The 23548-nt window shown below is 64.0% G+C and carries 26 protein-coding genes; 17 read left to right on the top strand and 9 right to left on the bottom strand.

Annotated elements, in window-relative coordinates:
• The first annotated feature begins 1 nt into the window (after position 1).
• The 4 genes from GL300_RS02210 to GL300_RS02195 all read left to right on the top strand — a co-directional run bounded on the left by GL300_RS02210 (position 2) and on the right by GL300_RS02195 (position 2318).
• Positions 2–751, top strand: a complete 750-nt coding sequence (locus GL300_RS02210; RefSeq protein WP_170297605.1) for a F0F1 ATP synthase subunit A — start codon at positions 2–4, stop codon at positions 749–751.
• 60 nt (positions 752–811) lie between these two features.
• Positions 812–1045 carry a F0F1 ATP synthase subunit C gene (locus GL300_RS02205; protein ID WP_114348568.1) on the top strand — a complete coding sequence of 78 codons (234 nt, stop codon included), beginning with the start codon at positions 812–814 and terminating at the stop codon, positions 1043–1045.
• A 77-nt stretch (positions 1046–1122) separates the two neighbouring features.
• Positions 1123–1767, top strand: coding sequence for a F0F1 ATP synthase subunit B' (locus GL300_RS02200; protein WP_155037929.1), 645 nt, complete (start codon positions 1123–1125; stop codon positions 1765–1767).
• Positions 1764–2318: a F0F1 ATP synthase subunit B gene (locus GL300_RS02195; RefSeq protein ID WP_155037928.1), complete on the top strand. Its 555-nt coding sequence runs from the start codon at positions 1764–1766 to the stop codon at positions 2316–2318. Before GL300_RS02200 ends, GL300_RS02195 begins: the two co-directional genes overlap by 4 nt.
• A 142-nt stretch (positions 2319–2460) precedes the next feature.
• Here the strand turns inward: GL300_RS02195 and GL300_RS02190 are convergent, their stop codons facing one another.
• Positions 2461–3117: a YiaD family glycine zipper/OmpA-like lipoprotein gene (locus GL300_RS02190; protein ID WP_155037927.1), complete on the bottom strand. Its 657-nt coding sequence runs from the start codon at positions 3115–3117 to the stop codon at positions 2461–2463.
• Positions 3118–3360: 243 nt separating this feature from the next.
• Between GL300_RS02190 and nth the strand changes: the two genes are divergently transcribed.
• Both nth and GL300_RS02180 read left to right on the top strand, forming a co-directional pair.
• A complete protein-coding gene (nth, locus tag GL300_RS02185; RefSeq protein ID WP_155037926.1) occupies positions 3361–4029 on the top strand; it encodes an endonuclease III in 669 nt (222 codons plus the stop codon).
• Positions 4026–5033: an adenosine kinase gene (locus GL300_RS02180; RefSeq protein ID WP_155037925.1), complete on the top strand. Its 1008-nt coding sequence runs from the start codon at positions 4026–4028 to the stop codon at positions 5031–5033. The genes nth and GL300_RS02180 overlap by 4 nt, the downstream gene beginning before the upstream one ends.
• 59 nt (positions 5034–5092) lie before the next feature.
• On the opposite strand, the gene GL300_RS02175 is transcribed toward GL300_RS02180, so the two are convergent.
• The 7 genes from GL300_RS02175 to GL300_RS02145 form a co-directional block, all read right to left on the bottom strand.
• Positions 5093–7276, bottom strand: a complete 2184-nt coding sequence (locus tag GL300_RS02175) for a 3-hydroxyacyl-CoA dehydrogenase NAD-binding domain-containing protein (protein WP_155037924.1) — start codon at positions 7274–7276, stop codon at positions 5093–5095.
• On the bottom strand, positions 7273–7770 hold the full coding sequence (locus GL300_RS02170; protein ID WP_155037923.1) for a cupin domain-containing protein: 498 nt from the start codon (positions 7768–7770) through the stop codon (positions 7273–7275). The genes GL300_RS02175 and GL300_RS02170 overlap by 4 nt, the downstream gene beginning before the upstream one ends.
• Positions 7770–8981 carry an acetyl-CoA C-acetyltransferase gene (locus GL300_RS02165; RefSeq protein ID WP_155037922.1) on the bottom strand — a complete coding sequence of 404 codons (1212 nt, stop codon included), beginning with the start codon at positions 8979–8981 and terminating at the stop codon, positions 7770–7772. The genes GL300_RS02170 and GL300_RS02165 overlap by 1 nt, the downstream gene beginning before the upstream one ends.
• Positions 8978–9619 (bottom strand): glutathione S-transferase family protein, encoded by a 642-nt coding sequence (locus tag GL300_RS02160; protein WP_155037921.1) that lies wholly within the window; start codon positions 9617–9619, stop codon positions 8978–8980. Before GL300_RS02160 ends, GL300_RS02165 begins: the two co-directional genes overlap by 4 nt.
• A gap of 251 nt (positions 9620–9870) precedes the next feature.
• Complete coding sequence (locus tag GL300_RS02155; protein WP_155037920.1) at positions 9871–11649, bottom strand: acyl-CoA dehydrogenase C-terminal domain-containing protein; 1779 nt, start codon at positions 11647–11649, stop codon at positions 9871–9873.
• 15 nt (positions 11650–11664) lie between these two features.
• Positions 11665–12066: a MerR family transcriptional regulator gene (locus tag GL300_RS02150; RefSeq protein WP_155037919.1), complete on the bottom strand. Its 402-nt coding sequence runs from the start codon at positions 12064–12066 to the stop codon at positions 11665–11667.
• Between the two features lie 180 nt (positions 12067–12246).
• Positions 12247–12648: a MerR family transcriptional regulator gene (locus tag GL300_RS02145; protein ID WP_155037918.1), complete on the bottom strand. Its 402-nt coding sequence runs from the start codon at positions 12646–12648 to the stop codon at positions 12247–12249.
• A gap of 134 nt (positions 12649–12782) precedes the next feature.
• Between GL300_RS02145 and GL300_RS02140 the strand changes: the two genes are divergently transcribed.
• Genes GL300_RS02140 through GL300_RS02130 form a run of 3 tightly spaced genes read left to right on the top strand, consistent with a single transcriptional unit; the run spans position 12783 to position 15043 of the window.
• Positions 12783–13217 carry a PaaI family thioesterase gene (locus tag GL300_RS02140; protein WP_155037917.1) on the top strand — a complete coding sequence of 145 codons (435 nt, stop codon included), beginning with the start codon at positions 12783–12785 and terminating at the stop codon, positions 13215–13217.
• Position 13218: 1 nt separating this feature from the next.
• A complete protein-coding gene (locus GL300_RS02135; protein ID WP_155037916.1) occupies positions 13219–13722 on the top strand; it encodes a PaaI family thioesterase in 504 nt (167 codons plus the stop codon).
• A gap of 4 nt (positions 13723–13726) precedes the next feature.
• Positions 13727–15043 (top strand): MATE family efflux transporter, encoded by a 1317-nt coding sequence (locus GL300_RS02130; RefSeq protein ID WP_155037915.1) that lies wholly within the window; start codon positions 13727–13729, stop codon positions 15041–15043.
• Positions 15044–15096: 53 nt separating this feature from the next.
• Here GL300_RS02130 and GL300_RS02125 read toward each other — a convergent pair whose 3' ends face one another.
• Positions 15097–15411: a DUF1476 domain-containing protein gene (locus GL300_RS02125; RefSeq protein WP_155037914.1), complete on the bottom strand. Its 315-nt coding sequence runs from the start codon at positions 15409–15411 to the stop codon at positions 15097–15099.
• Between the two features lie 149 nt (positions 15412–15560).
• Between GL300_RS02125 and purC the strand changes: the two genes are divergently transcribed.
• The 8 genes from purC (at position 15561) to GL300_RS02085 (ending at position 23548) form a co-directional block, all read left to right on the top strand.
• Positions 15561–16325: a phosphoribosylaminoimidazolesuccinocarboxamide synthase gene (gene purC / locus GL300_RS02120; RefSeq protein ID WP_155037913.1), complete on the top strand. Its 765-nt coding sequence runs from the start codon at positions 15561–15563 to the stop codon at positions 16323–16325.
• A gap of 11 nt (positions 16326–16336) precedes the next feature.
• Complete coding sequence (purS, locus tag GL300_RS02115) at positions 16337–16576, top strand: phosphoribosylformylglycinamidine synthase subunit PurS (RefSeq protein ID WP_155037912.1); 240 nt, start codon at positions 16337–16339, stop codon at positions 16574–16576.
• Positions 16577–16668: 92 nt separating this feature from the next.
• On the top strand, positions 16669–17541 hold the full coding sequence (locus tag GL300_RS02110; RefSeq protein ID WP_192335153.1) for a LysR substrate-binding domain-containing protein: 873 nt from the start codon (positions 16669–16671) through the stop codon (positions 17539–17541).
• Positions 17542–17620: 79 nt separating this feature from the next.
• Positions 17621–18100, top strand: a complete 480-nt coding sequence (locus GL300_RS02105) for a formate dehydrogenase subunit gamma (protein ID WP_155037911.1) — start codon at positions 17621–17623, stop codon at positions 18098–18100.
• Positions 18097–19623 (top strand): formate dehydrogenase beta subunit, encoded by a 1527-nt coding sequence (locus GL300_RS02100; protein ID WP_155037910.1) that lies wholly within the window; start codon positions 18097–18099, stop codon positions 19621–19623. The genes GL300_RS02105 and GL300_RS02100 overlap by 4 nt, the downstream gene beginning before the upstream one ends.
• Positions 19620–22499 carry a formate dehydrogenase subunit alpha gene (gene fdhF / locus GL300_RS02095; protein WP_155037909.1) on the top strand — a complete coding sequence of 960 codons (2880 nt, stop codon included), beginning with the start codon at positions 19620–19622 and terminating at the stop codon, positions 22497–22499. The genes GL300_RS02100 and fdhF overlap by 4 nt, the downstream gene beginning before the upstream one ends.
• Positions 22500–22506: 7 nt before the next feature.
• Positions 22507–23325: a formate dehydrogenase accessory sulfurtransferase FdhD gene (gene fdhD / locus GL300_RS02090; RefSeq protein WP_155037908.1), complete on the top strand. Its 819-nt coding sequence runs from the start codon at positions 22507–22509 to the stop codon at positions 23323–23325.
• Positions 23315–23548: a formate dehydrogenase subunit delta gene (locus GL300_RS02085; protein ID WP_155037907.1), complete on the top strand. Its 234-nt coding sequence runs from the start codon at positions 23315–23317 to the stop codon at positions 23546–23548. The genes fdhD and GL300_RS02085 overlap by 11 nt, the downstream gene beginning before the upstream one ends.

The raw sequence follows: 23548 nt of genomic DNA, 5'->3' as shown, positions 1-23548 counted from the left end.
GATGGCGACAGAAGAACACAGTGAAGGTCTGGTTTTCCACCCGATGGACCAGTTCACCGTCAAGCCGCTATTCGGCGGCACCGACGTGCATTGGTACACGCCGACCAACGCCACGCTGTGGATGGGTCTGGCCGCGCTGTGCATCATCGGTCTGCTGGTCTTCGGGACCCGTGGTCGCGCCATCATCCCGAACCGTATCCAGTCCATCGCCGAGCTGATGTACGGCATGGTCCGCAAGATGGTCGAGGATATCACCGGCAAGGAAGGCCTGAAGTACTTCCCGTACATCATGACGCTGTTCTGCTTCATCCTGTTCGCGAACGCTCTGGCCCTGCTGCCGATGTCCTTCTCGCCGACCTCGCAGATCGCCGTCACTGCCGTCCTTGCACTGTTGGTCTTTGTTGGTGTCACCGTTCTGGGCTTCGTCAAGAACGGCACTCATTTCCTCGGCCTGTTCTGGGTCAGCTCGGCTCCGGCGCTGATGCGCCCCGTGCTGGCGGTGATCGAACTGATCTCGTACTTTGTGCGCCCGGTCAGCCACTCCATTCGTCTTGCCGGCAACATCATGGCAGGCCACGCCGTCATGAAAGTGTTCGCGGCCTTTGCCGGCGCGGCTCTGCTTGCGCCCGTGTCGATCCTGGCGATCGTCGGCGTCTATGCGCTGGAGGTGCTTGTCGTCACCATCCAGGCCTATGTCTTCACTATCCTGACCTGCGTCTATCTGAAGGACGCCCTGCATCCGTCGCACTAAGCGCCGGACCCGCAAATCAGGAAAATCGAAACCCTTTCCAAAGCCTCAAGGAGCATGAATATGGAAAATCTGGGTCAACTGGGACAGTACCTCGGCGCCGGTCTGGCTTGCATCGGTATGGCCGGCGCTGCCATGGGTGTGGGCAACGTTGCTGGCAACTACCTGGCCGGCGCTCTGCGTAACCCTTCGGCTGCTGCTTCGCAAACCGCCACGCTGTTCATCGGCATGGCCTTCGCTGAAGCCCTGGGCATCTTCTCGTTCCTGGTCGCGCTGCTGCTGCTGTTCGCAGTCTGATCCTTTTGCCATCCTTGCGGTTGGGTGGGGGCGTTGCGCGCCCACCCGATTGTGAAACGACCGGCATGGGGTAGGAAATGTTCAGCCTGTTGCAACAGACCGCGCCTGTCGTGGTCAACGAATCAGAAGCGGTGATCCACGCCGAGACCGCCCAGGCGGCGGCGCACGGTGCCGACGCGGCCCATGTCGCTACCGCTGCGGATGCGGCACATGGCGCCAGCAGCGCCGGCATGCCGCAGCTGGATATCAGCACCTTCGGCAACCAGATCGTCTGGCTGCTGCTCGTGCTGGCCGCGATCTACTGGGTCCTGTCGCGCGTGGCCCTGCCGCGCATCGGCGGGATCATCAGCGACCGTCAGGGCGCCATTACCGGCGATCTGATGGCGGCCGAGGAATTCAAGCAAAAAGCCAAGGACGCGGAAGCGGCCTATGACAAGGCGCTTGCCGACGCCCGCGCAGAAGCCAACAAGATCATCGCGGCGAACAAGGCCGAGATGCACAAGGAACTGGATGCCGCCATCGCTCATGCGGATGCGGAAATCGCAGCGCGCTCGGCCGAGTCCGAGAAGCGTATCGGCGAAATCCGGGCAACCGCTGTCGAGGATGCTCGTGCCGTCGCCCGCGACGTGACCGAGTCCCTTGTGCAGAATTTCGGTGGCTCGGTTGACCAGAACCTGATCAACGATGCCGTCGATCAGCGGCTGAAGGGGGCGCTGCAATGAAACGTCTGAGCCTTCTTTTCGTCCTGATGGCCAGCCCGGCCTTCGCGGCTTCGGGTCCGTTCTTCTCGCTGCGGAACACGGATTTCGTCGTTCTGCTGGCCTTCCTGCTGTTCGTCGGCATCCTGGTTTACTACCGGGTGCCGCAACTGATCGGTGGGCTTCTGGACAAGCGCGCCGAAGGCATTCGCAATGATCTGGCCGAGGCCCGTCGCCTGCGCGAGGAAGCCCAGGAGATCTATGCAAGCTACGAGCGTCGTCAGCGCGAGGTGAAAACCCAGGCCGCCGACATCGTTGCCAATGCGAAACGCGAAGCCACGCTCGAGGCCGAAAAGGCCAAGAACGCGCTGAAAGTCTCGATCGAACGTCGCCTGAAGGCGGCCGAAGACCAGATCTCCAGCGCCGAGGCTGATGCCGTTCGCGCCGTGCGTGACCGCGCGATCCAGACGGCCATCGCGGCTGCGGCCGAGATCCTTGGCAAGCAGGGCTCTGCTGCTCAGCGTAGCGCCGGCATCGACAAGGCGATCGACGACGTGGCGAGCCGCCTGAACTGAATGAACGAACAGGGCCGTTAAGGCTCGTCGGGACTGTGGTCTGACCCCGGATGGCAACATCCGGGGTTTTTCCATGTCCAAGCCCCACCCATGAAAAAAGGGCCGGTGCAGACCGGCCCTTTCGGAATGTCGCCGTTCCGCCTTAGCGGTTCGGGATGATCAGGATCTCGACGCGGCGGTTCTGCGCGCGACCCGAAGCGGTGTCGTTCGACGTGACCGGGGCGCTTGCGCCGCGACCAGTGGTCGTCAGGCGCGAGCCAGATACGCCGCCCGCCGACAGGATGCCCGAGACAGAACGTGCGCGACGCTCGGACAGGTCTTGGTTGTAGGCAGCCGAACCGGTGCTGTCGGTATGGCCGATGACCTGCACGCGGCTGTTCGGATATTGGTTCAGGTTCTGCGCGATCGTGTACAGGTCGTTCTGGCCCTGTGCGCCGACGGCAGCCGAATCCGTCGCGAACAGCGTCGATTCCGGCATCACCACGGTCAGGTAGCTGCCATTGTTGACGATGCGGATATTGGGGTTGTTCAGCGACTGCTGCAGGGCTTTTTGCTGCTGGTCAAGGATCGAGCCGCCGACCGCGCCGGCCGTGGCGCCGATGACCGCGCCCTTGATGGCGTTTTCACGGCTTTCGCCGGCGCCGACCAGCCCGCCGACGACCGCGCCTGCGATCGCGCCCTGCTGGGCCTTGCTCATGCCCCCGGTCGTGGGATTCCCATAAGGATCGGTGGTGGTGGCACAGGCGCCAAGCGCCAGCACACCCGACGCAGCCAGAAGCAGCGAGATACGTGTTTTCATTTTTATAGCCTTTCCTTCAGGGGCGATCCGCCGTCGCCTGTCCTAACGACTGCCGGCCTCTCCCAAGGCCGGGCTGATGCCCAAACGTGGGGAACATGACACGGGTTCCGGGCCAACTCCACAGGAATGCATGATAAATCCGTGATCTTGCCGAAAAATCGGGCCGTGTTCCGGGTGCCAGCTTTCGCCGCGTTCCGCCGTTCGGCGCTTGAACTGTGAAGCGGCTCGGGGCATCTGGTCGCTATGGCCCGCTCAGCTTCATCCCGCATTTCCCAAGCCCTGCCTTATTCGACGCAGGTCGAGATATTTTCCCGCTTCCGCGAGGCGAACCCCGCCCCGGTGACTGAACTGGAATATGTGAACGCCTTCACCCTGCTGGTCGCCGTGGCGCTGTCGGCGCAGGCGACCGATGTGGGGGTGAACAAGGCGACCAAGAACCTGTTTCGCCGGGTGACGACACCGCAGCAGATGCTGGAACTGGGCGTCGAGGCGCTGACCGAGGAAATCAAGACCATTGGCCTGTTCCGCCAGAAGGCCAAGAACGTCATCGCCCTGTCGAAGCGTCTGGTCGAGGAATATGGCGGCGAGGTTCCCCAGTCCCGCGCCGCGCTGATGACCCTGCCGGGCGTCGGTCGCAAGACTGCGAATGTGGTCCTGAACAGCACCTTCAATTTCCCGGCGCAGGCGGTCGACACGCATATCTTCCGCGTCGGCAACCGCACCCGCATCGCACCGGGCCGCGATGTCGATGCCGTGGAACGCGCCATCGAGGACAATGTCCCCGTCATGTTCCAGCAGAACTGCCATCACTGGCTGATCCTGCATGGTCGCTACGTCTGCCAGGCGCGGCGTCCCCGCTGCATGATCTGCCCCATCCAAGACCTTTGTCCCTATGAGGAGAAGACCGAATGACGACCCCCTATGTGATCGGGATCGGCAATGCCATCATGGACGTGATCGCGCCGACCTCTGATGCCAGCCTTGGCCGTCTGGCCATCGAAAAGGGGATCATGCAGTTGATCGACCGCGAACGGTCCGAGTTTCTGATGGCCGCGCAATCCGCCGATGCCGAGGCGTCCAAGGCGCGGTTGGTGCCGGGCGGCTCGGTCGCGAACACGCTGGCGGGGATTGGCATGATGGGTCTGCGCACCGCGTTTATCGGGCGGGTTGCGGGCGATCCCTTGGGCCTTTCTTATGCCGAGCAGACCGAGGCCGCGGGCACGGTCTTCGTCAATCCGCCGCTGGCCGGAGAAGTGCTGCCGACCTCGCGTTCGATCATCTTCGTCACGCCCGATGGCGAACGGTCGATGAACACCTATCTGGGTATTTCCGCCGAGCTTGGGGCCGAGGACGTGAACCCGGCCACGTTCAGCGGCGCGGACTGGCTGTTCCTTGAAGGCTATCTGTTCGACAAGGACATGGGCAAGGCCGCGTTCCTGAAGGCGGCTGACGCCTGCCACAAGGCGGGCGGTCAGGCCGGGATTGCGCTGTCGGACCCGTTCTGCGTCGACCGCCATCGCGACGGCTTCCGCCGTCTGGTCGCGGGTCCGATGGATTACGTCATCGGCAATGTCCATGAATGGACCTCGCTTTATCAGGTCACCGATCTGGACGAGGCGCTTCGTTTGGCATCGGCGGATTGCGGGACGGTGATCTGCACCCGCTCGGGCGAGGATGCGATCCTGATTCGGGGCGATGAACGGGTGACCGCTCCGGTCCACCGGGTCGTGCCGGTCGATGCGACCGGCGCGGGCGATCAGTTCGCGGCGGGGCTGATCTATGGCTTAGCGACCGGTGTGCCGCTGGCCGTCGCGGGCCGTATGGGCTGCATTGCCGCGGCCGAGGTCATCAGCCATGTCGGCGCGCGTCCGGAAAGCGATCTGAAGGCGGCCTTCCGCGCGGAAGGGCTGATCTGATCCGCCGACCCCAGTGAATGAATTGGGGCAGAGGTGCGCACCTCTGCCCCTTTCTTTTGTCAGGCGGCGACTTTGCCTGCGCCGAACTTGCCGTAGAAGCTTTCGCCCTTGGCGGCCATGTCGCTCAGCAGCTTGGGCGTCGCAAAGCGCGGGCCGAATTTCGCGGCAAGCCCATCGGTGATTTCCGCCGAACGCGCCGCACCCATGATGTCGAGCCAGCTGAACGGGCCGCCCGACCACGGCGCGAAGCCCCAGCCAAGGATCGCGCCGACATCGCCTTCGCGGATGTCTTCCAGCACGCCTTCCTCAAGCGCGCGGACGGCTTCCAGCGACTGGATATACATCAGGCGGTGCTGGATCTCGGTCAGCTCGGGCTGGGTATCGGCCTCGGGCCATGCCAGCGCGATGCCGGACCACAGACCCTGCCGCTTGCCCGCCTCGTCATAGTCATAGAAGCCGGCCTTGGATTTGCGGCCCAACCGGCCCGCATCGGCCAGTTTGAAGATCACGTCATCGACCGCGCCATCGGGATAGGCATCGCCCATTGCCGCGCGCGTCGCCTTGGCGATCTTGACGCCCAGATCGATCGAGGTCTCATCCACCAGTTGCAGCGGACCCAGCGGCATCCCCATCATCTTGGCGGCATTCTCGATCAGCGTGGGGCTGACACCCTCGGCCACCATGCGGATGCCTTCGTTGATATAGGGGATGATGCAGCGGTTGGCGTAGAAGAAGCGCGCATCATTGACGACGATGGGTGTCTTCTTGATCTGGCGGACGAAATCCAGCGCCTTGGCGACGGCGCGGGGGCCGGTCTCTTTGCCCTTGATGATCTCGACCAGCAGCATCTTGTCCACGGGGCTGAAGAAGTGGATGCCGATGAACTGCTCGGGGCGGGCGCTGGCTTTCGCAAGCCCGCTGATCGGCAGGGTCGAGGTATTGGTGGCAAAGATCGCGTCCTCGGGGATCACCGCCTCGGCGCGCTTGGTGACCTCGGCCTTGACGGTGGGGTCTTCGAAGACGGCCTCGACGATCAGGTCGCAGCCTTGCAGCGCCGCGTAATCGGTCGTGGCGGTGATGCGGGCCAGAACCTCGGCCTTCTTCTCTTCGCTGGCTTTCTTGCGGCTAATTGCCTTGTCCAGAAGCCCGGTCGAGTAGGACTTGCCCCGATCAGCGGCCTCTTGAGCATTGTCGATCAGCACGACCTCGATACCCGCCATGGCGCTGACATAGGCGATGCCTGCGCCCATCATGCCCGCACCGATAATGCCGACCTTTTTCACTGTCTGATCGGGGGCCTCGGGGCGGTTCGCGCCTTTTTCCAGCGCTTCCTTGTTGATGAACAGGCTGCGGATCATCGCCGAGGAGCTGGGGTTCATCAGCAGGTTGGTGAACCAGCGCGCCTCGATCTTCAGCGCGGTGTCAAAGGGCACCAGCGCACCCTCATAGACCGCCGAAAGCAGCGCCTTGGCCGCCGGATAGACACCCATGGTCTTGCCATGGATCATCGCACTTGCGCCGACGAAGGTCATGAAGCCCGCCGGGTGATAGGGTTCGCCTCCGGGCATCTTGTAGCCCTTGGCGTCCCACGGTTTCACCAGATCGACATCGGTGGCCCTCAGCACCCATTCGCGGGCGGCGGCCACCGGATCGGTTGCGACCTCATCGATCAGGCCAGCGGCCTTGGCCTTGGCGGGATCGGACAGCTTGCCCTCCAGCAGGAAGGGGGCTGCGGCCATCGCACCCAGCTTGCGGCTAAGACGCGTGGTGCCGCCACCGCCGGGGAAGATGCCGACCATGATTTCCGGCAGGCCGATCTTGGCCTTCGGGTTGTCGGCCGCAAAGATGCGATGCGTGGCCAGCGGCAGTTCCAGACCGATCCCCAAAGCGGTGCCGGGCAGGGCGGTGGCAATCGGCTTGCCGCCCTTCTTGGTTTTGAAGTCCATCCCGGCCAGCTCGATCTTGCGCAGCAGATGGTGCAGGCCCATCACGCCGTCGAACACGCCCTGTGCGCCGCCCTGCTTCATGCCGGCGATGACGTTCAGGTCCATCCCCCCGGCGAAGTCCTTCTTGCCCGAGGTGATGACCACGCCCTTGACGGCCTCGTCAGCCAACGCGTCGTCGATCAGGGCGTTCAGTTCCGCTGCGCCCTCCATGGTCAGCACGTTCATCGACTTGCCGGGCAGGTCCCAAGTGATCAGGGCGACGCCATCGGCGTCCTTCTGCATGGTGAAATCGGTCATTCTGTTTCTCCCTTCGGCGCGAGGTCACGGGGGCCGGTCCAGTCGCTGCCGTCATGATAGGTGAAGCGGGGCTTTTCGCCCTCAAGCACGAGTTTCAGGTCCACATCGGAATAGGTGCAGACCTCATCCGCGGCCTTGCTTCCGACGATCAGGAAGCTGGCCGGGGCGTCCGAGCGGTTGATGAAGCGGTGGCCATTCGGCGCGCCCGCTTTCCACGCGGCGCAATCGCCGGGAGCCATGGCGGTCTCGCCCTCATCCTCGACCAGCACCAGAGCGCCGGTCAGGACGATGGCGAATTCGTCCTCGCGCAGATGCCAATGGCGCAGCGAGGCGACCGCCTTGGGTTCCAGCGTCACGATATTGACCCCGAACTGGGTCAGCCCGGCGAGCTGACCGAGCCGCAGGGATGAGCGCCCCTCCATCTGGGCGGCATAGGGCTCGGGATAGATCGAGCCCGTCTTGCGCGGGGCCTGACCAAGATCGAGCTTGGGCATCACACCCTCTCGATGATGGTGGCGGCACCCATGCCGGACGCGATGCAGAGCGTCGCAAGGCCAATGTTCTTGTCCTGACGTTCCAGTTCATCAAGCAGCGTGCCGATGATGATTGCGCCTGTCGCGCCCAAGGGATGCCCCATCGCGATCGAGCCGCCATTGGGGTTGATCAGCGCCGGATCGACTTGGAAGGCCTGCTGGAAGCGCAAGACGACCGAGGCGAAGGCCTCGTTCACCTCGAACAGGTCGATGTCGCTGATCGACATGCCACTGTCGCGCAGGATCTTTTCCGTCACCGGAACCGGGCCGGTCAGCATGATGGTCGGATCGGTGCCGATCTTGGCGGTGGCGCGGATGCGCGCGCGGGGTTTCAACCCATAGGCCTTGCCGAATTCCGCATTTCCGATCAGCACGGCGGCGGCACCGTCGACGATACCCGAGGAGTTCCCGGCATGGTGGATGTGGTTGATGTGATCCAGATGCGGGTATTTCAGCATCGCCACCTTGTCGAAGCCGGGCATCATCTCGCCCATGTCCTTGAAGCTGGCCTTCAGCTTGGCAAGGTCTTCGATGCTGGTGCCGGGACGCATATATTCGTCGCGGTCCAGAATGGTCAGGCCGTTCTGATCCAGCACCGGCACGATCGACTTGGCAAAACGGTTGTCGGCCCAAGCGGCAGCGGCGCGGCGCTGGGATTCGACGGCCAAGGCATCGGCATCCTCGCGGCTAAAGCCGTATTCGGTTGCGATAATGTCAGCCGAAATGCCCTGCGGCACGAAATAGGTGCCAAAGGTCAGGCTGGGATCGACGGCAATCGCCGCGCCGTCGCTGCCCATCGCCACACGGCCCATCATCTCGACGCCGCCCGCGATATAGGCCTGACCCGCGCCGCCCTTCACTTGGTTCGCGGCGAGGTTCACGGCCTCCATTCCGCTGGCGCAGAAGCGGTTGATGGCCAGCCCGGGGATGGATTCGTCCAAATTGGACGCCAGCACCGCCGAGCGTGCCAGACAGCCGCCCTGTTCCTTGACCTGGGTGACATTGCCCCAGATCACATCCTCGACGGCATGGCCTTCCAGCCCGTTTCGTTCCTTGACGGAGTTCAAAAGCCGGGCAGAAAGCGCGACCGAGGTGACTTCGTGCAGGCTGCCGTCGGGGCGGCCCTTGCCGCGTGGTGTCCGGGCGGCGTCATAGATATAAGCGTCGGTCATGCGTCCTCCTTCGCGGCCCGGTCGGCAGGATTGCCGGGCATCAGGTCATAGGGGTGTTTCCAGCCGGGCTGCGTCTGAATGCGCGTCAGCCAGGCATCAATATGGGACCATTCGGCACGGTCGAAACCGAAGGGCTCGGTATAGAAAAGATAGCCGCAGCAAGACAGGTCGGCGACGGTCAGGGCATCGCCCGCCAGCCAGTCGCGGCCTGAAAGATGGGTATCGAGGGTCTTCAGCGCCGCGCGGACGCGGCCCTGCATGAAGGCGATCACTTCGGCGGGGCGCTTTTCCGGCGGCAGAAAGTTCGTCAAGAAGCGCAGCGTCCCGAATTGCCCCGACCCCTTATGGTTGTCCCAGAACAGCCAGCGCAGGATCTCGTTGCGGTCGCCGTCAAGGAATTGGCCGGTCTTTTCCGCCAGATGCAGCAGGATGACACCCGACTGGGTCAGCGCCTGGCCGCCCTCGATAAAAACCGGGGCCTCGCCCATCTCGTTCAGCGCGCGGTATTCCGTGCTGCGGGTCGCGCCGCCAAAGAAATCCACAAAGATCGGCCGCCAATCATAACCCGCAAGCTGCATGAACAGCGCCACTTTGTAGGAATGGCCGGATTCTCCGAAACAATGAAGCTCTGCCGTCATTGGCCCTCTTTCGCAGGTGTCGCGGATGTCGCGGTTGCAGTTGGGTATTTTTGAAACGGAGAAATCGTTAGGCGTTTGTTAACCGACAGGCGCTAGCGTGGGCATCGCGGTACAGGCTGGGGAGCCGATGACCGCAAACGGAGAAGTCGCCCCGGATATCCGGCAGTGTCTGCCCGATGATCCGGGGTCGACACCTCACGACTTCTTCGTTTCTTAAATACCCATGCTGCGCCTTCAGTTGGCGTTACGGTTCAGAACTGGTCCTCAGCCAGTGCCATGACCGGCTCGCTGCCAGTGCGGATCCGCGCCAGATGGGTTGCGGTGGCCGGAAGCTGGCGGCTCATGTAGTAGCGCCCCGTCGCGATCTTGCTTTGATAGAAGTCGCGGTCGGATGCGCCGGATGCAAGGGCCTGACGGGCGGCAGCGGCCATGCGGGTCCAGACCAGACCAAAGGCGACATGACCGAACAGGTGCATGAAATCGTAAGACCCGGAGAGTGCCGCGTTCGGATTCTTCATCCCTTGCTCGACGAAATACATCGTCGCGGTCTGCAGGTCCTTCGACGCAGCCTTGAGCGGCTCAAGGAAGCCCGCGCGCAGCTCCTCATCGGCTTCATGGGCCTTGATCGTGCCTTTGACCAGTTCAAAGAAGGCCATCATCGGCTTGCCGCCATCGGCCGCCAGCTTGCGCCCGACTAGGTCAAGGGCCTGCACGCCATTCGCGCCTTCGTAGATCATGGTGATACGGGCGTCGCGGACGAACTGCGACATGCCGTGTTCCTCGATATAGCCATGGCCGCCAAAGACCTGCTGGGCCTGAACTGCCGTGTCGAAGCCCTTGTCGGTCAGGAAACCCTTGACCACCGGGATCAGCAGCGAGACCAGCGCCTCGGCCTCGGCATCACCTGCCAGATGGCTGCGGTCGATCAGATGGGCGCACCATGCGATCAGGGCGCGGGCACCTTCGACGAAGCTTTTCTGATCCATCAGGTTGCGACGGATGTCGGGGTGGACGATCAGCGGATCGGCCGGCGCATCGGGGCGGGCGGCACCGGTGATCGCGCGCCCTTGCAGGCGATCGCAAGCATAGGCGACGGCATTCTGATAGGCGGCATCGGCGACCGCGAGACCTTGCAGGCCGACGCCCAGACGGGCCTCGTTCATCATGGTGAACATGGCGCGCATGCCTTTGTGCAGGTCGCCCAGCAGCCAGCCCTTGGCACCATCATAGTTCATCACGCAGGTCGAGTTGCCGTGGATGCCCATCTTGTGCTCAAGGCTGCCGACGGAAAGCGAGTTTCGGTCGCCCAGCGAGCCATCCGCGTTCACAAGGAATTTCGGCACGATGAACAGCGAGATGCCCTTGGTGCTTTCGCCGCCGCCCGGTGCCTTCGCAAGGACCAGGTGGATGATGTTTTCCGACATGTCGTGATCGCCGGCCGAGATGAAGATCTTCTGCCCGGAAATCAGGTAGCTGCCATCCTCTTGCGGTTCGGCGCGGGTGCGCAGCAGACCCAGATCCGTGCCGGCATGCGGCTCGGTCAGGTTCATCGTGCCGGTCCATTCGCAGCTGACCATCTTGGGCAGGTACATTGCCTTCTGCTCATCCGTGCCATGGGTGTGGATGGCCGAGTAGGCACCGTGGGTCAGGCCCTGATACATGGTGAAGGCGACGTTGGCGGCCGAGAACAGCTCGCCCGTGGCGCAGCCGATGACCTTGGGCATGCCTTGGCCGCCAAATTCCGGATCGCAGTCCAGCGCGGTCCAGCCGCCGTCGCGCATCTGATCGAAGGCACCCTTGAAGCCCTCGGGGGTGCGGACGATGCCGTTTTCCAGCTTGCAGCCTTGCTGGTCGCCGATGATGTTCAGCGGCGCCAGCACCTCGGAGGCCAGTTTGCCCGCAGCTTCAAGCACAGCCTGGGTGAATTCCCGGTCCAGATCGGCATGACCGGCAAGATCCTGCTGCGAGATCTGCAGCAGATCATGCAGCACGAACTGGATGTCGCGGACGGGGGCGTTATAGGCAGTCATGTGTCCTCCGGGAATTCAGGCAGATTGGCGGTTGCCGGATTGCAGGTCTTGAAGCCACAGCTCGCCCTCGGCGATCTGCTGGCGCAGGTCGGCGATGGCGGCGGCCAGCTCGGTCTGCTGGCGCTCCATGTCGGATAGGCGCTCACGCGCGGTGTCGATGATCGCCCGTGTCTGGGTCACGTTGCGCTCGGCCGGGTCGTAAAGTTCCAGAAGCTGGCGGATCTGTTCCAGCGAAAAGCCGAAGCGCTTGCCGCGCAGGATCAGCTTCAGCCGGGCCCGGTCGACGCGGTTGTAAAAGCGGTTCAGCCCGCGCCGTTCGGGAAAAATCAACTCGCGTGATTCATAGAAGCGCAAGGTGCGTGGCGTGACATCATATTCGTCACACATTTCGCGGATGGTCATTGACCGATCGCTCATGGCCGTCCCTCCCCAAGGCTCCAGATGCTGTGAGGATGACTATATGCGCGGTTTACGTTCACGTAAGCTGCGACGTGGCGTCATAAGTTCAAGACCGGTTCCGGGCAAAGGAAAAGGCGACGCATCAGGGATGATACGCCGCCTTATCAATGCGTTGTGCGTGGGGTGGCTGAAACGGACCTAGGCCGACTTCTGGTCGCCTTCGTCCATTTTATCCAGCAGGCGCAGGGTTTCGTCCCTAAGTTCGCCCAGATCGGTGATCGCGTTATCGATCTCGGATCGCTGCTGGTTGAGCACCTCAAGCTGGCGATTGGCCAGGTCGACCCAGACGCGGTACTGTTCCTGCGTCCCTTTCTCGCCATAGATGAGCAGCCATTGCCGAATATCCTCAAGCGAGAAGCCGAAGCGTCGGCCGCGCAGGATCAGCTTCATGCGCGCGATCTCTCGGGCGCCATAGAAGCGTGAGCGGCCTTCCTTCTTGGGGCTGAGCAGCTCGATATATTCGTAATAGCGCAGCGTGCGCGGGGTCACGTCGAAACGTGCGCACATCTCTTTGAAACTGATGTAATCGTCGTCTGTCATGGAAGATCCCGTCAGGATTGAGCAGAGCCTAACCGAGGGTCGGCGCAAACTCAACCACGCGACGTCATGCCGACTTGTGACATATTGACCCGTAGGCCAAGCTGGCGCGAATCCATGAACTGCAAGGGAAAATGATGGCCAAGGAAACCACCGACCAACAGCAGCACCGCATTGCCCGCCAGTTCATCGAGGCCATTCCCCATGCCCGCGCCCTTGGCATGTCGCTGGACGAGCTGACGCCGGGAGGGGCGGTGATTTCCCTGCCGTGGAACCCGGATCTGGTCGGTGATCCGCGCAGCGGGGTGATCCATGGCGGCGTGATCTCGGCCTTGATGGATACCTGCTGTGGCGCGGCAGTGATGTCCCATCCCGAGGGGCCGAATGTCACCGCGACCATTGACCTGCGCATCGACTACATGCGCAGCGCCACGCCCCGGCAGGGGATCAAGGCCCGTGCCGAATGCTATCATGTCACCCGCTCGGTTGCCTTTGTGCGCGCATGGGCGATGGACGAGGACGAAACCCGGCCCGTGGCATCCGCCACCGGGGCCTTTACCTGCGGGCGCTAAGATGATGGACCGCAACGAACCGCTGGCCGCGATCAAGAACCGCCGCAACACCACGCTGAACGCGCTGTTCGCCGGTGTGCCCTATATCCGCTGGCTGGGCATCCAGTTCGACCGCCGCGGGGATGAGCTGACCGCGATCCTGCCCTTTGACGAAAAGCTGATCGGCAATCCGATGCTGCCCGCCATCCATGGCGGCGCGACGGCGGCCTTTCTTGAGGTCGCGGCGATTGTCGAACTGACATGGTCCGCGATCTGGGAGGATATGGAGCAAGGGCGTATCGCCCCGGATGCCGACGTGCCGGAAACCATGCCGCGCCTGCCCAAGACCATCGACTTCACCGTCGACTACCTGCGTTCGGGCCTGCCGCGCGACGCCTATGCGCGGGCCAAGGTCGTGCGCTCGGGGCGGCGCTATGCCAGCGTGCAGGTCGAGGCATGGCAGGATCAGCGCACCAAGCTGTTCGCGCAGGCGACCGGGCATTTCCTGATGCCGCAAAGCGACTGATGTCATGACCGGGGTCGGGGCCGGGCGCGCGTTGACGCATCGCCGCGTTCTGGCCATTGCGCTGCCCATCGTCATCTCGAATGCGACCGTGCCGCTGCTGGGGGCGGTCGATACCGGCGTCGTCGGCCAGCTGGGGCAGGCCGCGCCGATCGGTGCGGTGGGCATCGGGGCGGTGATCCTGACCTCGATCTACTGGATCTTCGGCTTTCTGCGCATGGGCACCTCGGGGCTGGTCGCGCAGTCGCATGGCGCGGGCGAGGTCGGCGAGACCGGGGCGCATCTGCTGCGGGCCTTGGCGATCGGGCTGGCGGCAGGGCTGGGTTTCATCCTGCTGCAAGGCGCGGTCTTTGCTGCGGCCTTTCGCCTTGCCCCGGCATCCGCCGAGGTCGAGGCGCTGGCCCGGCAATATCTGGCGATCCGCATCTGGGGCGCGCCAGCTACCATCGCGCTTTATGCCATCACCGGCTGGCTGATCGCGCTGGAGCGGACCCGCGCCGTGCTTGTCCTGCAACTTCTGATGAACGGGCTGAACGTGGCGCTGGACCTGTGGCTGGTGCTGGGACTTGGCTGGGGCGTGCCCGGCGTGGCGCTGGCCACGCTGATCGCGGAGTGGTCGGGGCTGGCGCTGGGCCTGTGGTTCGCGCGCGATGCCCTGCGGTTGGGGCTGCGGCGGGGCGGGTGGCTGGCGGCGCAGCGCCTGCGCGAGATGGCGCAGGTCAATGGCGACATCATGATCCGTTCGGTGCTGCTGCAGGCCAGCTTTACCACCTTCATGTTCATGGCGGCGGGGCAGGGCGATGTGACGCTGGCCGCCAATCAGGTGCTGCTGCAGTTCCTGTCGATCACCGCCTTTGCGCTGGATGGCTTTGCCTTTGCCGCCGAATCGCTTGTCGGGCAGGCGGTCGGTGCGCGCCGTCCCGACCGGTTGCGGCGCGCGGCGTGGCTGACATCGCAATGGGGCGTGGGTGGCGCGGTCGGGCTGGCGCTGGTCTTTGGCCTTGGCGGTCCGGTGCTGATCGACCTGCTGACCACCGCGCCCGGCGTCCGGGCCGAGGCGCGGGAATATCTGCCTTGGGTGGTTGCCGCGCCGCTTTTCGGCATCGCGGCATGGATGCTGGATGGCATTTTCATCGGCGCCACCCGGACCCGAGAGATGCGCCGCGCGATGATCCTGTCGGTCGCGATCTATGTGCCGCTGCTGGTGCTGCTGCCACGGCTGTTCGGCAATCACGGGCTGTGGGCGGCGCTGATGGTTCTAAGCCTGCTGCGCGGGCTGACGCTGTGGCGGCTGTATCCGCGGGTCGAGGCCGCCGCCGGCTGACATGCGAACGCCTCGCGGAAACGGGGCGTTATCAGGTGGTTGGATGCTGAAGTTCAGTTCTCGTTCAGGATCTGCTCGCGCGCGGTGACGCGCAATGCGACCATCTTGGAGCGGATCGTTGCCTCATCCGTCTTGTCGGCAAGGTCCTTGGCCAGCTTGCGAAAGACATCCTCATCGCCCGGCTCGTCGAAATCGGAAGTGACCACGGTCAGCGCATAGGATCGTGCATCGTCGCCGGATTTGCCCAGAAGTGCTGCTGCCCATTCGCCAAGCAGCCGGTTGCGCCGCGCCTCGGCCTTGAAGTTCAGTTCCGCATCGCGGGCGAAGCGGGCCTCATAGGCGCGTTCGCGGTCGTCGAAAGTGGTCATGTCGGCCCTCCCCGTCGCGTGTCCGGATAAACACCCCTTCACGGTATGCCCGCGGGGCTGCTGATCGCAAGCCCGTATTGCCCCTGACCCCGTTTCTGCCCTATAGCCCCAGAGGAATAGCACTGACCTTGCGACGGGAGACGCGCAGCATGGCACCAAGGCGCAAGAAAATCTACGAAGGCAAGGCGAAGATCCTTTACGAAGGCACCGAGCCGGGCACCCTGATCCAATATTTCAAGGACGATGCCACCGCCTTCAACGCCCAGAAGAAAGCCACGATCGAAGGCAAGGGCGTGCTGAACAACCGCCTGTCCGAGTTCTTCATGACCGGGCTGACCAATATCGGCGTGCCGAACCACTTCATCCGCCGCATCAACATGCGCGAGCAGCTGATCCGCCAGGTCGAGATCATCCCGCTGGAAGTGATCGTGCGCAACTTCGCTGCCGGTTCGATCGCCAAGCGTCTGGGCATGGAAGAGGGCACGCCCCTGCCGCGTCCGATCGTCGAATACAGCTTCAAGAACGATGAGCTGGGCGACCCCTTCGTCTCGGAAGAATATGTCATCGCCTTCGGCTGGGCCAGCCAGCAGGATCTGGACGACATCGTCAGCCTTGCGCTGCGGGTGAACGACTTCCTTGCCGGTGTGTTCTTCGGCGTCGGCATCAAGCTGATCGACTTCAAGATCGAGATCGGTCGGATCTGGGATGGCGATTTCATGCGCCTTGTCGTCGCTGACGAAATCAGCCCCGACAGCTGCCGCCTGTGGGACGTCAAGACCGGCCAGAAGCTGGATAAGGACGTGTTCCGTCGCGACCTTGGCAGCCTGACCGACGCCTATACCGAGGTCGCCCGTCGGCTGGGTCTGCTGCCCGCCAACACGACCAACCTGACCAAGCCTACCCTGATCAACTGAAAGGCCTGCCAATGAAAGCCCGCGTCACCATCATGCTGAAGGACGGTGTTCTGGACCCTCAGGGCGAGGCGATCCGTCACGCGCTTGGCGGTCTTGGTTTTGCAGGTGTCTCGGGCGTGCGTCAGGGCAAGGTGATCGAGCTGGACCTGACCTCGACCGAGGCCGAGGCGGCCAAGGCCGAAGTCGCGCGCATGTGCGAGGGCCTGCTGGCCAATACCGTGATCGAGAAGTACGCCGTCGAGATCATCTGATCTGCCGCGCCGGGGGCTTCGCGCCCCCGGACCCCCGCGGGGTATTTTTCGAAACGAAGAAGACTGGCGCTTGGGGGAGGGCGTGGCCTCTCGTGATCGACAAACTCTCCATGTTCATGGTTCTGGCGCGCGAAGAGCATTTCGGCCGCGCGGCAGAGGCGCTGGGGATTACCCAGCCGACACTTTCATCCGCGATCAAGGCCCTGGAAGAACAGCTGGGCGTCCAGCTGGTCCGGCGCGGGTCGCGGTTTCAGGGCCTGACCCCCGAGGGTGAGCGCGTCCTGGACTGGGCGCGCCGCATTGTCGGCGATGCCCGCGCCATGCAGGCCGAGATGGAGGCCAGCCGCAAGGGCGTCTCGGGCCTGCTGCGCATCGGCGTGATCCCGACCGCCATGCCGCGCATCGCCGAACTGACCGGGCCGTTCCTGCGTCGCCACCCCAATGCCCGTGTGTCGATCCTGTCGCGATCCTCGGATGAGATCCGCGAGCAGATCGAGGCATTGGAGCTTGATGCCGGTGTCACCTATCTGGACAGCGAGCCCCTGGGTCGGGTGCAGAGCCTGCCGATCTATCGCGAGACCTATTGTCTGGTCGCGCGCGGTGAGGATCTGGGCCCGGTTGGCTGGGCCGAGGCGGCGCGGCTACCCCTGTGCCTGCTGACCCCGGACATGCAGAACCGTCGCATCGTGACCCGTCACCTGCTGGCAGCCGGCGCCGAGGCGATGCCGCGGGTCGAGTCGACCTCGATGCTGGCGATCCTGTCGCATGTGGCAACCGGCGACTGGGCCGCGATCCTGCCGCGTGGCGTGGCGCGTGGTTTGCCATTGCCCTATGGCGTCACCGCCCGCGATCTGACCGGCGAGGGGCATATGGTTGGGCTGATCACCGCGCGGCGCGAACCGCATCCTCCGTTGGTCGAGGCGCTACTGAAATCGGCCGGTTTGATAGAAGCTTCCTATCAATAGACGGGACATCGCGATTGCTGTGACTATTGTCGGGCTCTAGTCTGTTCATTGACTGACCAGAGCCCGGATCGACCTAGCCATGAGCCACGCAGCGATTTCCGCTGATTTTTCAGACCGTCTTGATGCGATCATCGCGCTTCACAAGGAGCGTGAAGGACCGCTTTTGCCAATCCTGCACGATATTCAGGCGGAATGGGATTATATCCCCGAGGAGGCGCAGCCAGTGATCGCCGCCGCCTTGGGCATGACCCGTGCCGAAGTGCATGGCGTTGTCAGCTTCTATCACGATTTTCGCGACCATCCTGCGGGGCGACATGTGCTGCGTCTGTGCCGGGCCGAAGCCTGCCAGTCGATGGGCGCCGATGCGCTGGCCGATCAGGTGCGCGCGGCCTTGGGCATTAATTTCCACGAGACGACCCCGGACGGGCGGCTGACGCTGGAGCCGGTGTTTTGTCTGGGGCTTTGCGCCTGCGGACCCTCGGCGCAGATGGGTGATAGGCTGCTGGGGCGGGCGAATTTGGCCAAGGTCCAGAAGCTGGTGGCGGAGGCGGGCGCATGAGGGTCTGGGTTCCGCTGGATGCTGCCGCGAAGGCTTTGGGCGCGGATGAGGTGGCCGGGGCACTGGCGCGCGACTTTGACGTGACACGCAACGGCACGCGCGGGATGATCTGGCTTGAGCCTTTGGTCGAGGTCGAGCGGGACGGTATCCGTTATGGCTATGGCCCGGTTGAGCCCGATGATGTGGCCGGGCTGGTCGATGTGCTGCGGTCCGGCGCGGACCATTCGCTGGCGCTGGGGCCGGTCGAGGATCTGCCTTGGATGAAGGCGCAGAAGCGGCTGACATTTGCCCGCGTTGGTGTGATTGATCCGCTTTCGGTGGCGGAATATGAGGCGCAGGGCGGCTTTGCCGGTCTGCGTCGGGCGATTGCGCTGGGGCCTGAGGCGATTGTCGATGAGGTCACCCAATCGGGCCTGCGCGGGCGTGGCGGCGCGGGTTTTCCGACGGGCATCAAGTGGAAGACGGTCGCCGGGGCCAAGGCCGATCAGAAATACATCGTCTGCAATGCCGACGAAGGCGACAGCGGCAGTTTCGCCGACCGGATGTTGATGGAAGGCGATCCCCTGACCCTGATCGAGGGCATGGCGATTGCCGGGATCGCGGTCGGGGCAACGCGCGGCTATTGCTACATCCGCAGCGAATACCCCGATGCGATCCGCGTGATGGAAGCCGCGATCACGCTTGCCCGTGAGGAGGGGATGTTGGGGGCCTCGGTTCTGGGGTCGGCTCATGCTTTCGACATGGAGGTTCGCGTTGGCGCGGGGGCCTATGTCTGCGGCGAGGAAACCAGCCTTCTGAACAGCCTTGAGGGCAAGCGGGGGACGGTGCGCGCGAAGCCCCCCATCCCGGCGCTGGAGGGGTTTCTGGGCAAGCCGACGGTCGTCAACAACCTGATCTCGCTGGGGACGATCCCGTGGATTTTGGCCAATGGCGGGGCGGAATATGCCAAGCTGGGCATCGGGCGGTCCAAGGGCACGATCCCGATCCAGATCGCGGGCAATGTCAAACATGGCGGGCTGTTCGAGGCGGCCTTTGGCCTGACGCTGGACCAGATCATCAATGAGATCGGCGGCGGGACCGCCAGTGGACGCCCGGTCAAGGCGGCGCAGGTCGGCGGGCCTTTGGGGGCCTATATCCCGGCCAAGGATTTCGACGTGCCCTTTGGCTATGAGGAGCTGGCGGGCCGCGAGGGGCTGCTGGGGCACGCGGGCATCACCGTATTCGACGACAGCGCCGACATGCTGAAGCTCGCGCGGTTTGCGATGGAATTCTGCGCGGTGGAAAGCTGCGGGAAATGCACGCCCTGCCGGATCGGCTCGGTCCGGGGTGTCGAGACCATCGACCGGATCGCGGCGGGGGATGCGGATGCGATCCCGGTGCTGACCGACCTGTGCAACACGATGAAATGGGGCTCGCTTTGCGCGCTGGGGGGCTTTGCGCCATTCCCGGTCATGTCCGCATTGACCCATTTCCCTGACGAATTCAGCGGGCGCGGGACGCCGCGCAAGGAGGCCGCAGAATGAAGGACTTCATCATTCCGGATCGCGATTTCGGCACGCCTGCGGCGAAATCTGCGGTGACGATCAGTCTGCTGGTCGATGGCATTGCAGTATCCGTTCCGGCGGGAACATCGGTGATGCGGGCGGCGGCTGTGGCTGGGATCTCGGTCCCGAAGCTTTGCGCGACGGATCATGTCAGCGCCTTTGGCTCGTGCCGGCTGTGTGTCGTCCAGATCGACGGGATGCGCGGCACGCCCGCCTCCTGCACGACGCCAGTGGCCGAGGGCATGGTCGTCCATACCCAGACCGATGACATCGCCCGGATCCGCAAGGGGGTGATGGAGCTTTACATCTCGGACCACCCGCTGGACTGCCTGACCTGCGCGGCCAATGGCGATTGCGAATTGCAGGACATGGCGGGGGCCGTGGGTCTGCGCGAGGTCCGCTATGAGGCCGGGGCGAACCATTTCGCCCGCCGCGACGCCGAGGGGCCGAACCCGGAATACCGGCCCAAGGACCAGTCGAACCCCTATTTCACCTTCGATCCGGCGAAATGCATCGTCTGCTCGCGCTGCGTGCGCGCCTGCGAGGAAGTGCAGGGTACCTTCGCCCTGACCATCGAGGGGCGGGGCTTTGACAGCCGCGTCTCGGCGGGGATGATGTCGGACAGTTTCCTTAGCTCGGATTGCGTCAGCTGCGGGGCCTGCGTGCAGGTCTGCCCGACCGCCACCCTGATCGAGAACAAGGTCATCGAGATCGGCACGCCCGAGCATATCGTCAAGACCACCTGCGCCTATTGCGGCGTCGGCTGTTCTTTTGATGCGCATATGCGGGGCGAGGAAGTCGTGCGCATGGTCCCCAGCAAGGACGGCAAGGCGAACCGTGGCCATAGCTGCGTCAAGGGCCGCTTTGCATGGGGCTATGCCACCCATCTGGACCGCAAGCTGGAACCGATGATCCGCGAAAAGATCACCGATCCGTGGCAGGTGGTGACATGGGATCAGGCGCTGGATTTCGCGGCAAGCCGGATGCGGCAGACGCAGGCGGCGCATGGCGTGGATTCCGTTGGCGTCATTACCTCGTCGCGCTGCACCAATGAGGAAACCTATCTGGTCCAGAAACTGGCCCGCGCCGTTCTGGGCACGAACAATACCGATACCTGCGCGCGGGTCTGCCATTCGCCGACCGGTTACGGGCTGCGCACGACCTTTGGCACCTCGGCGGGGACGCATGATTTCGACTCGGTCGAGGATACCGATCTGGCGCTGGTCATAGGGGCGAACCCGACCGATGGGCATCCGGTCTTTGCTTCGCGTCTGCGCAAACGCTTGCGGCAAGGGGCGGGGCTGATCGTCATCGACCCGCGCGAGATCGACCTGCTGAAAACCCCGCATATGGGTCAGGGGCTGCATCTGCCCCTGCGGCCCGGCACCAACGTCGCCGTGCTGACCTCGATCGCGCAGGTCATCGTGGCCGAGAAACTGTATGACGAGGAGTTCATCCGCACCCGCTGCGACTGGGACGAATTCCTTGGCTATGCCGAGTTCCTGATGGACCCGCGCCATTCGCCGGAAGAAGTCGAGAAGCTGTCAAAGGTTCCCGCCGATCTGATCCGGCAGGCCGCCCGCGCCTATGCCGCCGCGCCGCGCGGCAGCATCTATTACGGGCTGGGCGTGACCGAACATTCGCAGGGCTCGACCACGGTGATGTCGATCGCGAACCTTGCCATGCTGACCGGCAATATCGGCGTGCCGGGGACGGGCGTGAACCCGCTGCGCGGTCAGAACAACGTGCAGGGTTCCTGCGACATGGGCAGCTTCCCGCATGAATATCCGGGCTATCGCCATGTCTCGGACAAGGCCACGCGCGAGATCTATGAAAAGGCTTGGGGCGTGCCGCTGTCGCCGGAGCCGGGCCTGCGCATTCCCAATATGTTCGACGAAGCCTTGGCCGGACGCTTCCGTGGTCTTTACTGCCAGGGCGAGGATATCGTGCAATCCGACCCGGATACGCGGCATGTGACCTCGGCGCTGTCGGCCATGGACATCGTCATCGTCCATGACCTGTTCCTGAACGAGACCTCGAACTACGCGCATGTCTTCCTGCCGGGATCGTCCTTCCTAGAAAAGGACGGGACCTTCACCAATGCCGAGCGCCGCATCAATATGGTTCGCCGCGCCATGACGCCCAAGAATGGCTATGAGGACTGGCAGATCACCCAGATGCTGGCCAATCGCATGGGCGCGAACTGGGGCTATACGCATCCCAGCGAGATCATGGATGAAATCGCCATGACCACGCCCAGCTTCGCGGGCGTGAGCTACGATCTGCTGGACCGCGAAGGCTCGGTGCAATGGCCCTGCAACGAAAAGGCACCGTTGGGCACGCCGCTGATGCATGTCGACGGCTTCGTGCGCGGCAAGGGGCATTTCATCCATACCGAATACGTCGCGACCGAGGAGCGCAGCGGGCCGCGCTTCCCGCTGCTGCTGACCACCGGGCGGATCCTGTCCCAATACAATGTCGGCGCGCAGACACGTCGCACCGACAACCTTGTCTGGCATCCCGAGGACATTCTGGAAATCCACCCCTCGGACGCGGAAAATCGGGGCGTGCGCGACGGGGACTGGGTGCGGGTGGCTTCGCGCTCGGGGGAAACCACGCTGCGCGCGGTCCTGACGGAACGGGTCGCGCCGGGTGTGGTCTATACGACCTTCCATCACCCGACGACTCAGGCCAATGTGGTGACCACGGACAATTCCGACTGGGCCACCAATTGCCCCGAATTCAAGGTGACGGCCGTGCAGGTCAGCCCCTCGAACGGCCCGTCGGAATGGCAAGAGGAGTATGGCAGCCATTCCGAACGATCCCGCCGCATCCTTCCCGCGGCCGCCGAGTGAGGCGAGCATGAAGGACCAACCCTCAGGGCCGCTGCGCTGGGACGGTGGCTGGCATCATGCCTCAGCACCGCCCGCGCCGCAGGAATGCCCGGTGGCGGTGGTCATCGACGGCATGTCGCAGGCGGTGCTGATGGCAACGCCTGCCGACCTGATGGACTTCGCCTTTGGCTTTGCCCTGACCGAGGGGCTGATCGCCAGCCCCGCCGACGTGACCGATTTCGAGGAAGCGACGGTCGAGGCGGGCGGCTTTCCCGCGCGTGAGGCGCGGCTGTGGCTGCGCCCCGGTCTGGCCGCTGGTCTGGCCGAAAGGCGTCGCAGCATGCTGGGCCCGGTCGGATGCGGCTTGTGCGGTGTGGACAGCATCGCGTCAGCGCTGCCCACTGTCAGGACGGTCGGCTCGGATTGGGGCATGACGCCGGCGCAGGTGGTTGCCGCCATGCAGGCGCTGGGCCAGGGCCAGATCCTGCGCCGTGACACGCCCGCGATCCATGGCGCGGGCTTCTGGGACGGCACGCAGATGCTGGTGCGCGAGGATGTCGGACGCCACAATGCGCTGGACAAGCTGGCCGGGGCCTTGGCCCGCGCGGGCAGGTCGGGTGGGCAGGGGGCGATTGTCATGTCCTCGCGCCTGTCGGTCGATCTGGTGCAAAAGGCGGCGCGGATCGGATCTCCGGTCCTGATCGGGGCCAGCGCGCCGACCGATCTGGCGCTGGAATGGGCCGAGCGCGCCGGGATCACCCTGATCGCCCGTGCCCGGGGCGATGCCTTTGACCTATACACCCATCCCCGGCGCATTGCCGCAACCCGAGACCTAGATGATGCATAGCGACGACAAGCTGATCCGGATGGCCGGACAGATGGCGGATTTCTTTCGCAGCCAGCCCGGCGCGCCTGCCGAGGCCGTGGCCGGTCACATCAACTCTTTCTGGACGCCCCGGATGCGGCAGGATTTCGTCCGCCATCTGGCCGAGGGCGCCGAGGCCGATCCCATCGTTCGTGACGCGGCGCGCTTTGTGCGTCTGCCGGAACAGACGCCGGCAAGGGCCTGA

The sequence above is a fragment of the Paracoccus litorisediminis genome (assembly GCF_009711205.1).
GTDB classification, from domain to species: Bacteria; Pseudomonadota; Alphaproteobacteria; order Rhodobacterales; family Rhodobacteraceae; genus Paracoccus; species Paracoccus litorisediminis.
This window is presented reverse-complemented; position numbering and strand designations above follow the sequence as displayed.

Bases quoted from the DNA above. Each gene is read 5' to 3' on its own strand.
- GL300_RS02210 (WP_170297605.1), top strand. From the start codon at position 2: ATGGCGACAGAAGAACACAGTGAAGGTCTGGTTTTCCACCCGATGGAC.
- GL300_RS02205 (WP_114348568.1), top strand. From the start codon at position 812: ATGGAAAATCTGGGTCAACTGGGACAGTACCTCGGCGCCGGTCTGGCT.
- GL300_RS02200 (WP_155037929.1), top strand. From the start codon at position 1,123: ATGTTCAGCCTGTTGCAACAGACCGCGCCTGTCGTGGTCAACGAATCA.
- GL300_RS02195 (WP_155037928.1), top strand. From the start codon at position 1,764: ATGAAACGTCTGAGCCTTCTTTTCGTCCTGATGGCCAGCCCGGCCTTC.
- GL300_RS02190 (WP_155037927.1), bottom strand. From the start codon at position 3,117: ATGAAAACACGTATCTCGCTGCTTCTGGCTGCGTCGGGTGTGCTGGCG.
- nth (WP_155037926.1), top strand. From the start codon at position 3,361: ATGGCCCGCTCAGCTTCATCCCGCATTTCCCAAGCCCTGCCTTATTCG.
- GL300_RS02180 (WP_155037925.1), top strand. From the start codon at position 4,026: ATGACGACCCCCTATGTGATCGGGATCGGCAATGCCATCATGGACGTG.
- GL300_RS02175 (WP_155037924.1), bottom strand. From the start codon at position 7,276: ATGACCGATTTCACCATGCAGAAGGACGCCGATGGCGTCGCCCTGATC.
- GL300_RS02170 (WP_155037923.1), bottom strand. From the start codon at position 7,770: ATGCCCAAGCTCGATCTTGGTCAGGCCCCGCGCAAGACGGGCTCGATC.
- GL300_RS02165 (WP_155037922.1), bottom strand. From the start codon at position 8,981: ATGACCGACGCTTATATCTATGACGCCGCCCGGACACCACGCGGCAAG.
- GL300_RS02160 (WP_155037921.1), bottom strand. From the start codon at position 9,619: ATGACGGCAGAGCTTCATTGTTTCGGAGAATCCGGCCATTCCTACAAA.
- GL300_RS02155 (WP_155037920.1), bottom strand. From the start codon at position 11,649: ATGACTGCCTATAACGCCCCCGTCCGCGACATCCAGTTCGTGCTGCAT.
- GL300_RS02150 (WP_155037919.1), bottom strand. From the start codon at position 12,066: ATGAGCGATCGGTCAATGACCATCCGCGAAATGTGTGACGAATATGAT.
- GL300_RS02145 (WP_155037918.1), bottom strand. From the start codon at position 12,648: ATGACAGACGACGATTACATCAGTTTCAAAGAGATGTGCGCACGTTTC.
- GL300_RS02140 (WP_155037917.1), top strand. From the start codon at position 12,783: ATGGCCAAGGAAACCACCGACCAACAGCAGCACCGCATTGCCCGCCAG.
- GL300_RS02135 (WP_155037916.1), top strand. From the start codon at position 13,219: ATGATGGACCGCAACGAACCGCTGGCCGCGATCAAGAACCGCCGCAAC.
- GL300_RS02130 (WP_155037915.1), top strand. From the start codon at position 13,727: ATGACCGGGGTCGGGGCCGGGCGCGCGTTGACGCATCGCCGCGTTCTG.
- GL300_RS02125 (WP_155037914.1), bottom strand. From the start codon at position 15,411: ATGACCACTTTCGACGACCGCGAACGCGCCTATGAGGCCCGCTTCGCC.
- purC (WP_155037913.1), top strand. From the start codon at position 15,561: ATGGCACCAAGGCGCAAGAAAATCTACGAAGGCAAGGCGAAGATCCTT.
- purS (WP_155037912.1), top strand. From the start codon at position 16,337: ATGAAAGCCCGCGTCACCATCATGCTGAAGGACGGTGTTCTGGACCCT.
- GL300_RS02105 (WP_155037911.1), top strand. From the start codon at position 17,621: ATGAGCCACGCAGCGATTTCCGCTGATTTTTCAGACCGTCTTGATGCG.
- GL300_RS02100 (WP_155037910.1), top strand. From the start codon at position 18,097: ATGAGGGTCTGGGTTCCGCTGGATGCTGCCGCGAAGGCTTTGGGCGCG.
- fdhF (WP_155037909.1), top strand. From the start codon at position 19,620: ATGAAGGACTTCATCATTCCGGATCGCGATTTCGGCACGCCTGCGGCG.
- fdhD (WP_155037908.1), top strand. From the start codon at position 22,507: ATGAAGGACCAACCCTCAGGGCCGCTGCGCTGGGACGGTGGCTGGCAT.
- GL300_RS02085 (WP_155037907.1), top strand. From the start codon at position 23,315: ATGATGCATAGCGACGACAAGCTGATCCGGATGGCCGGACAGATGGCG.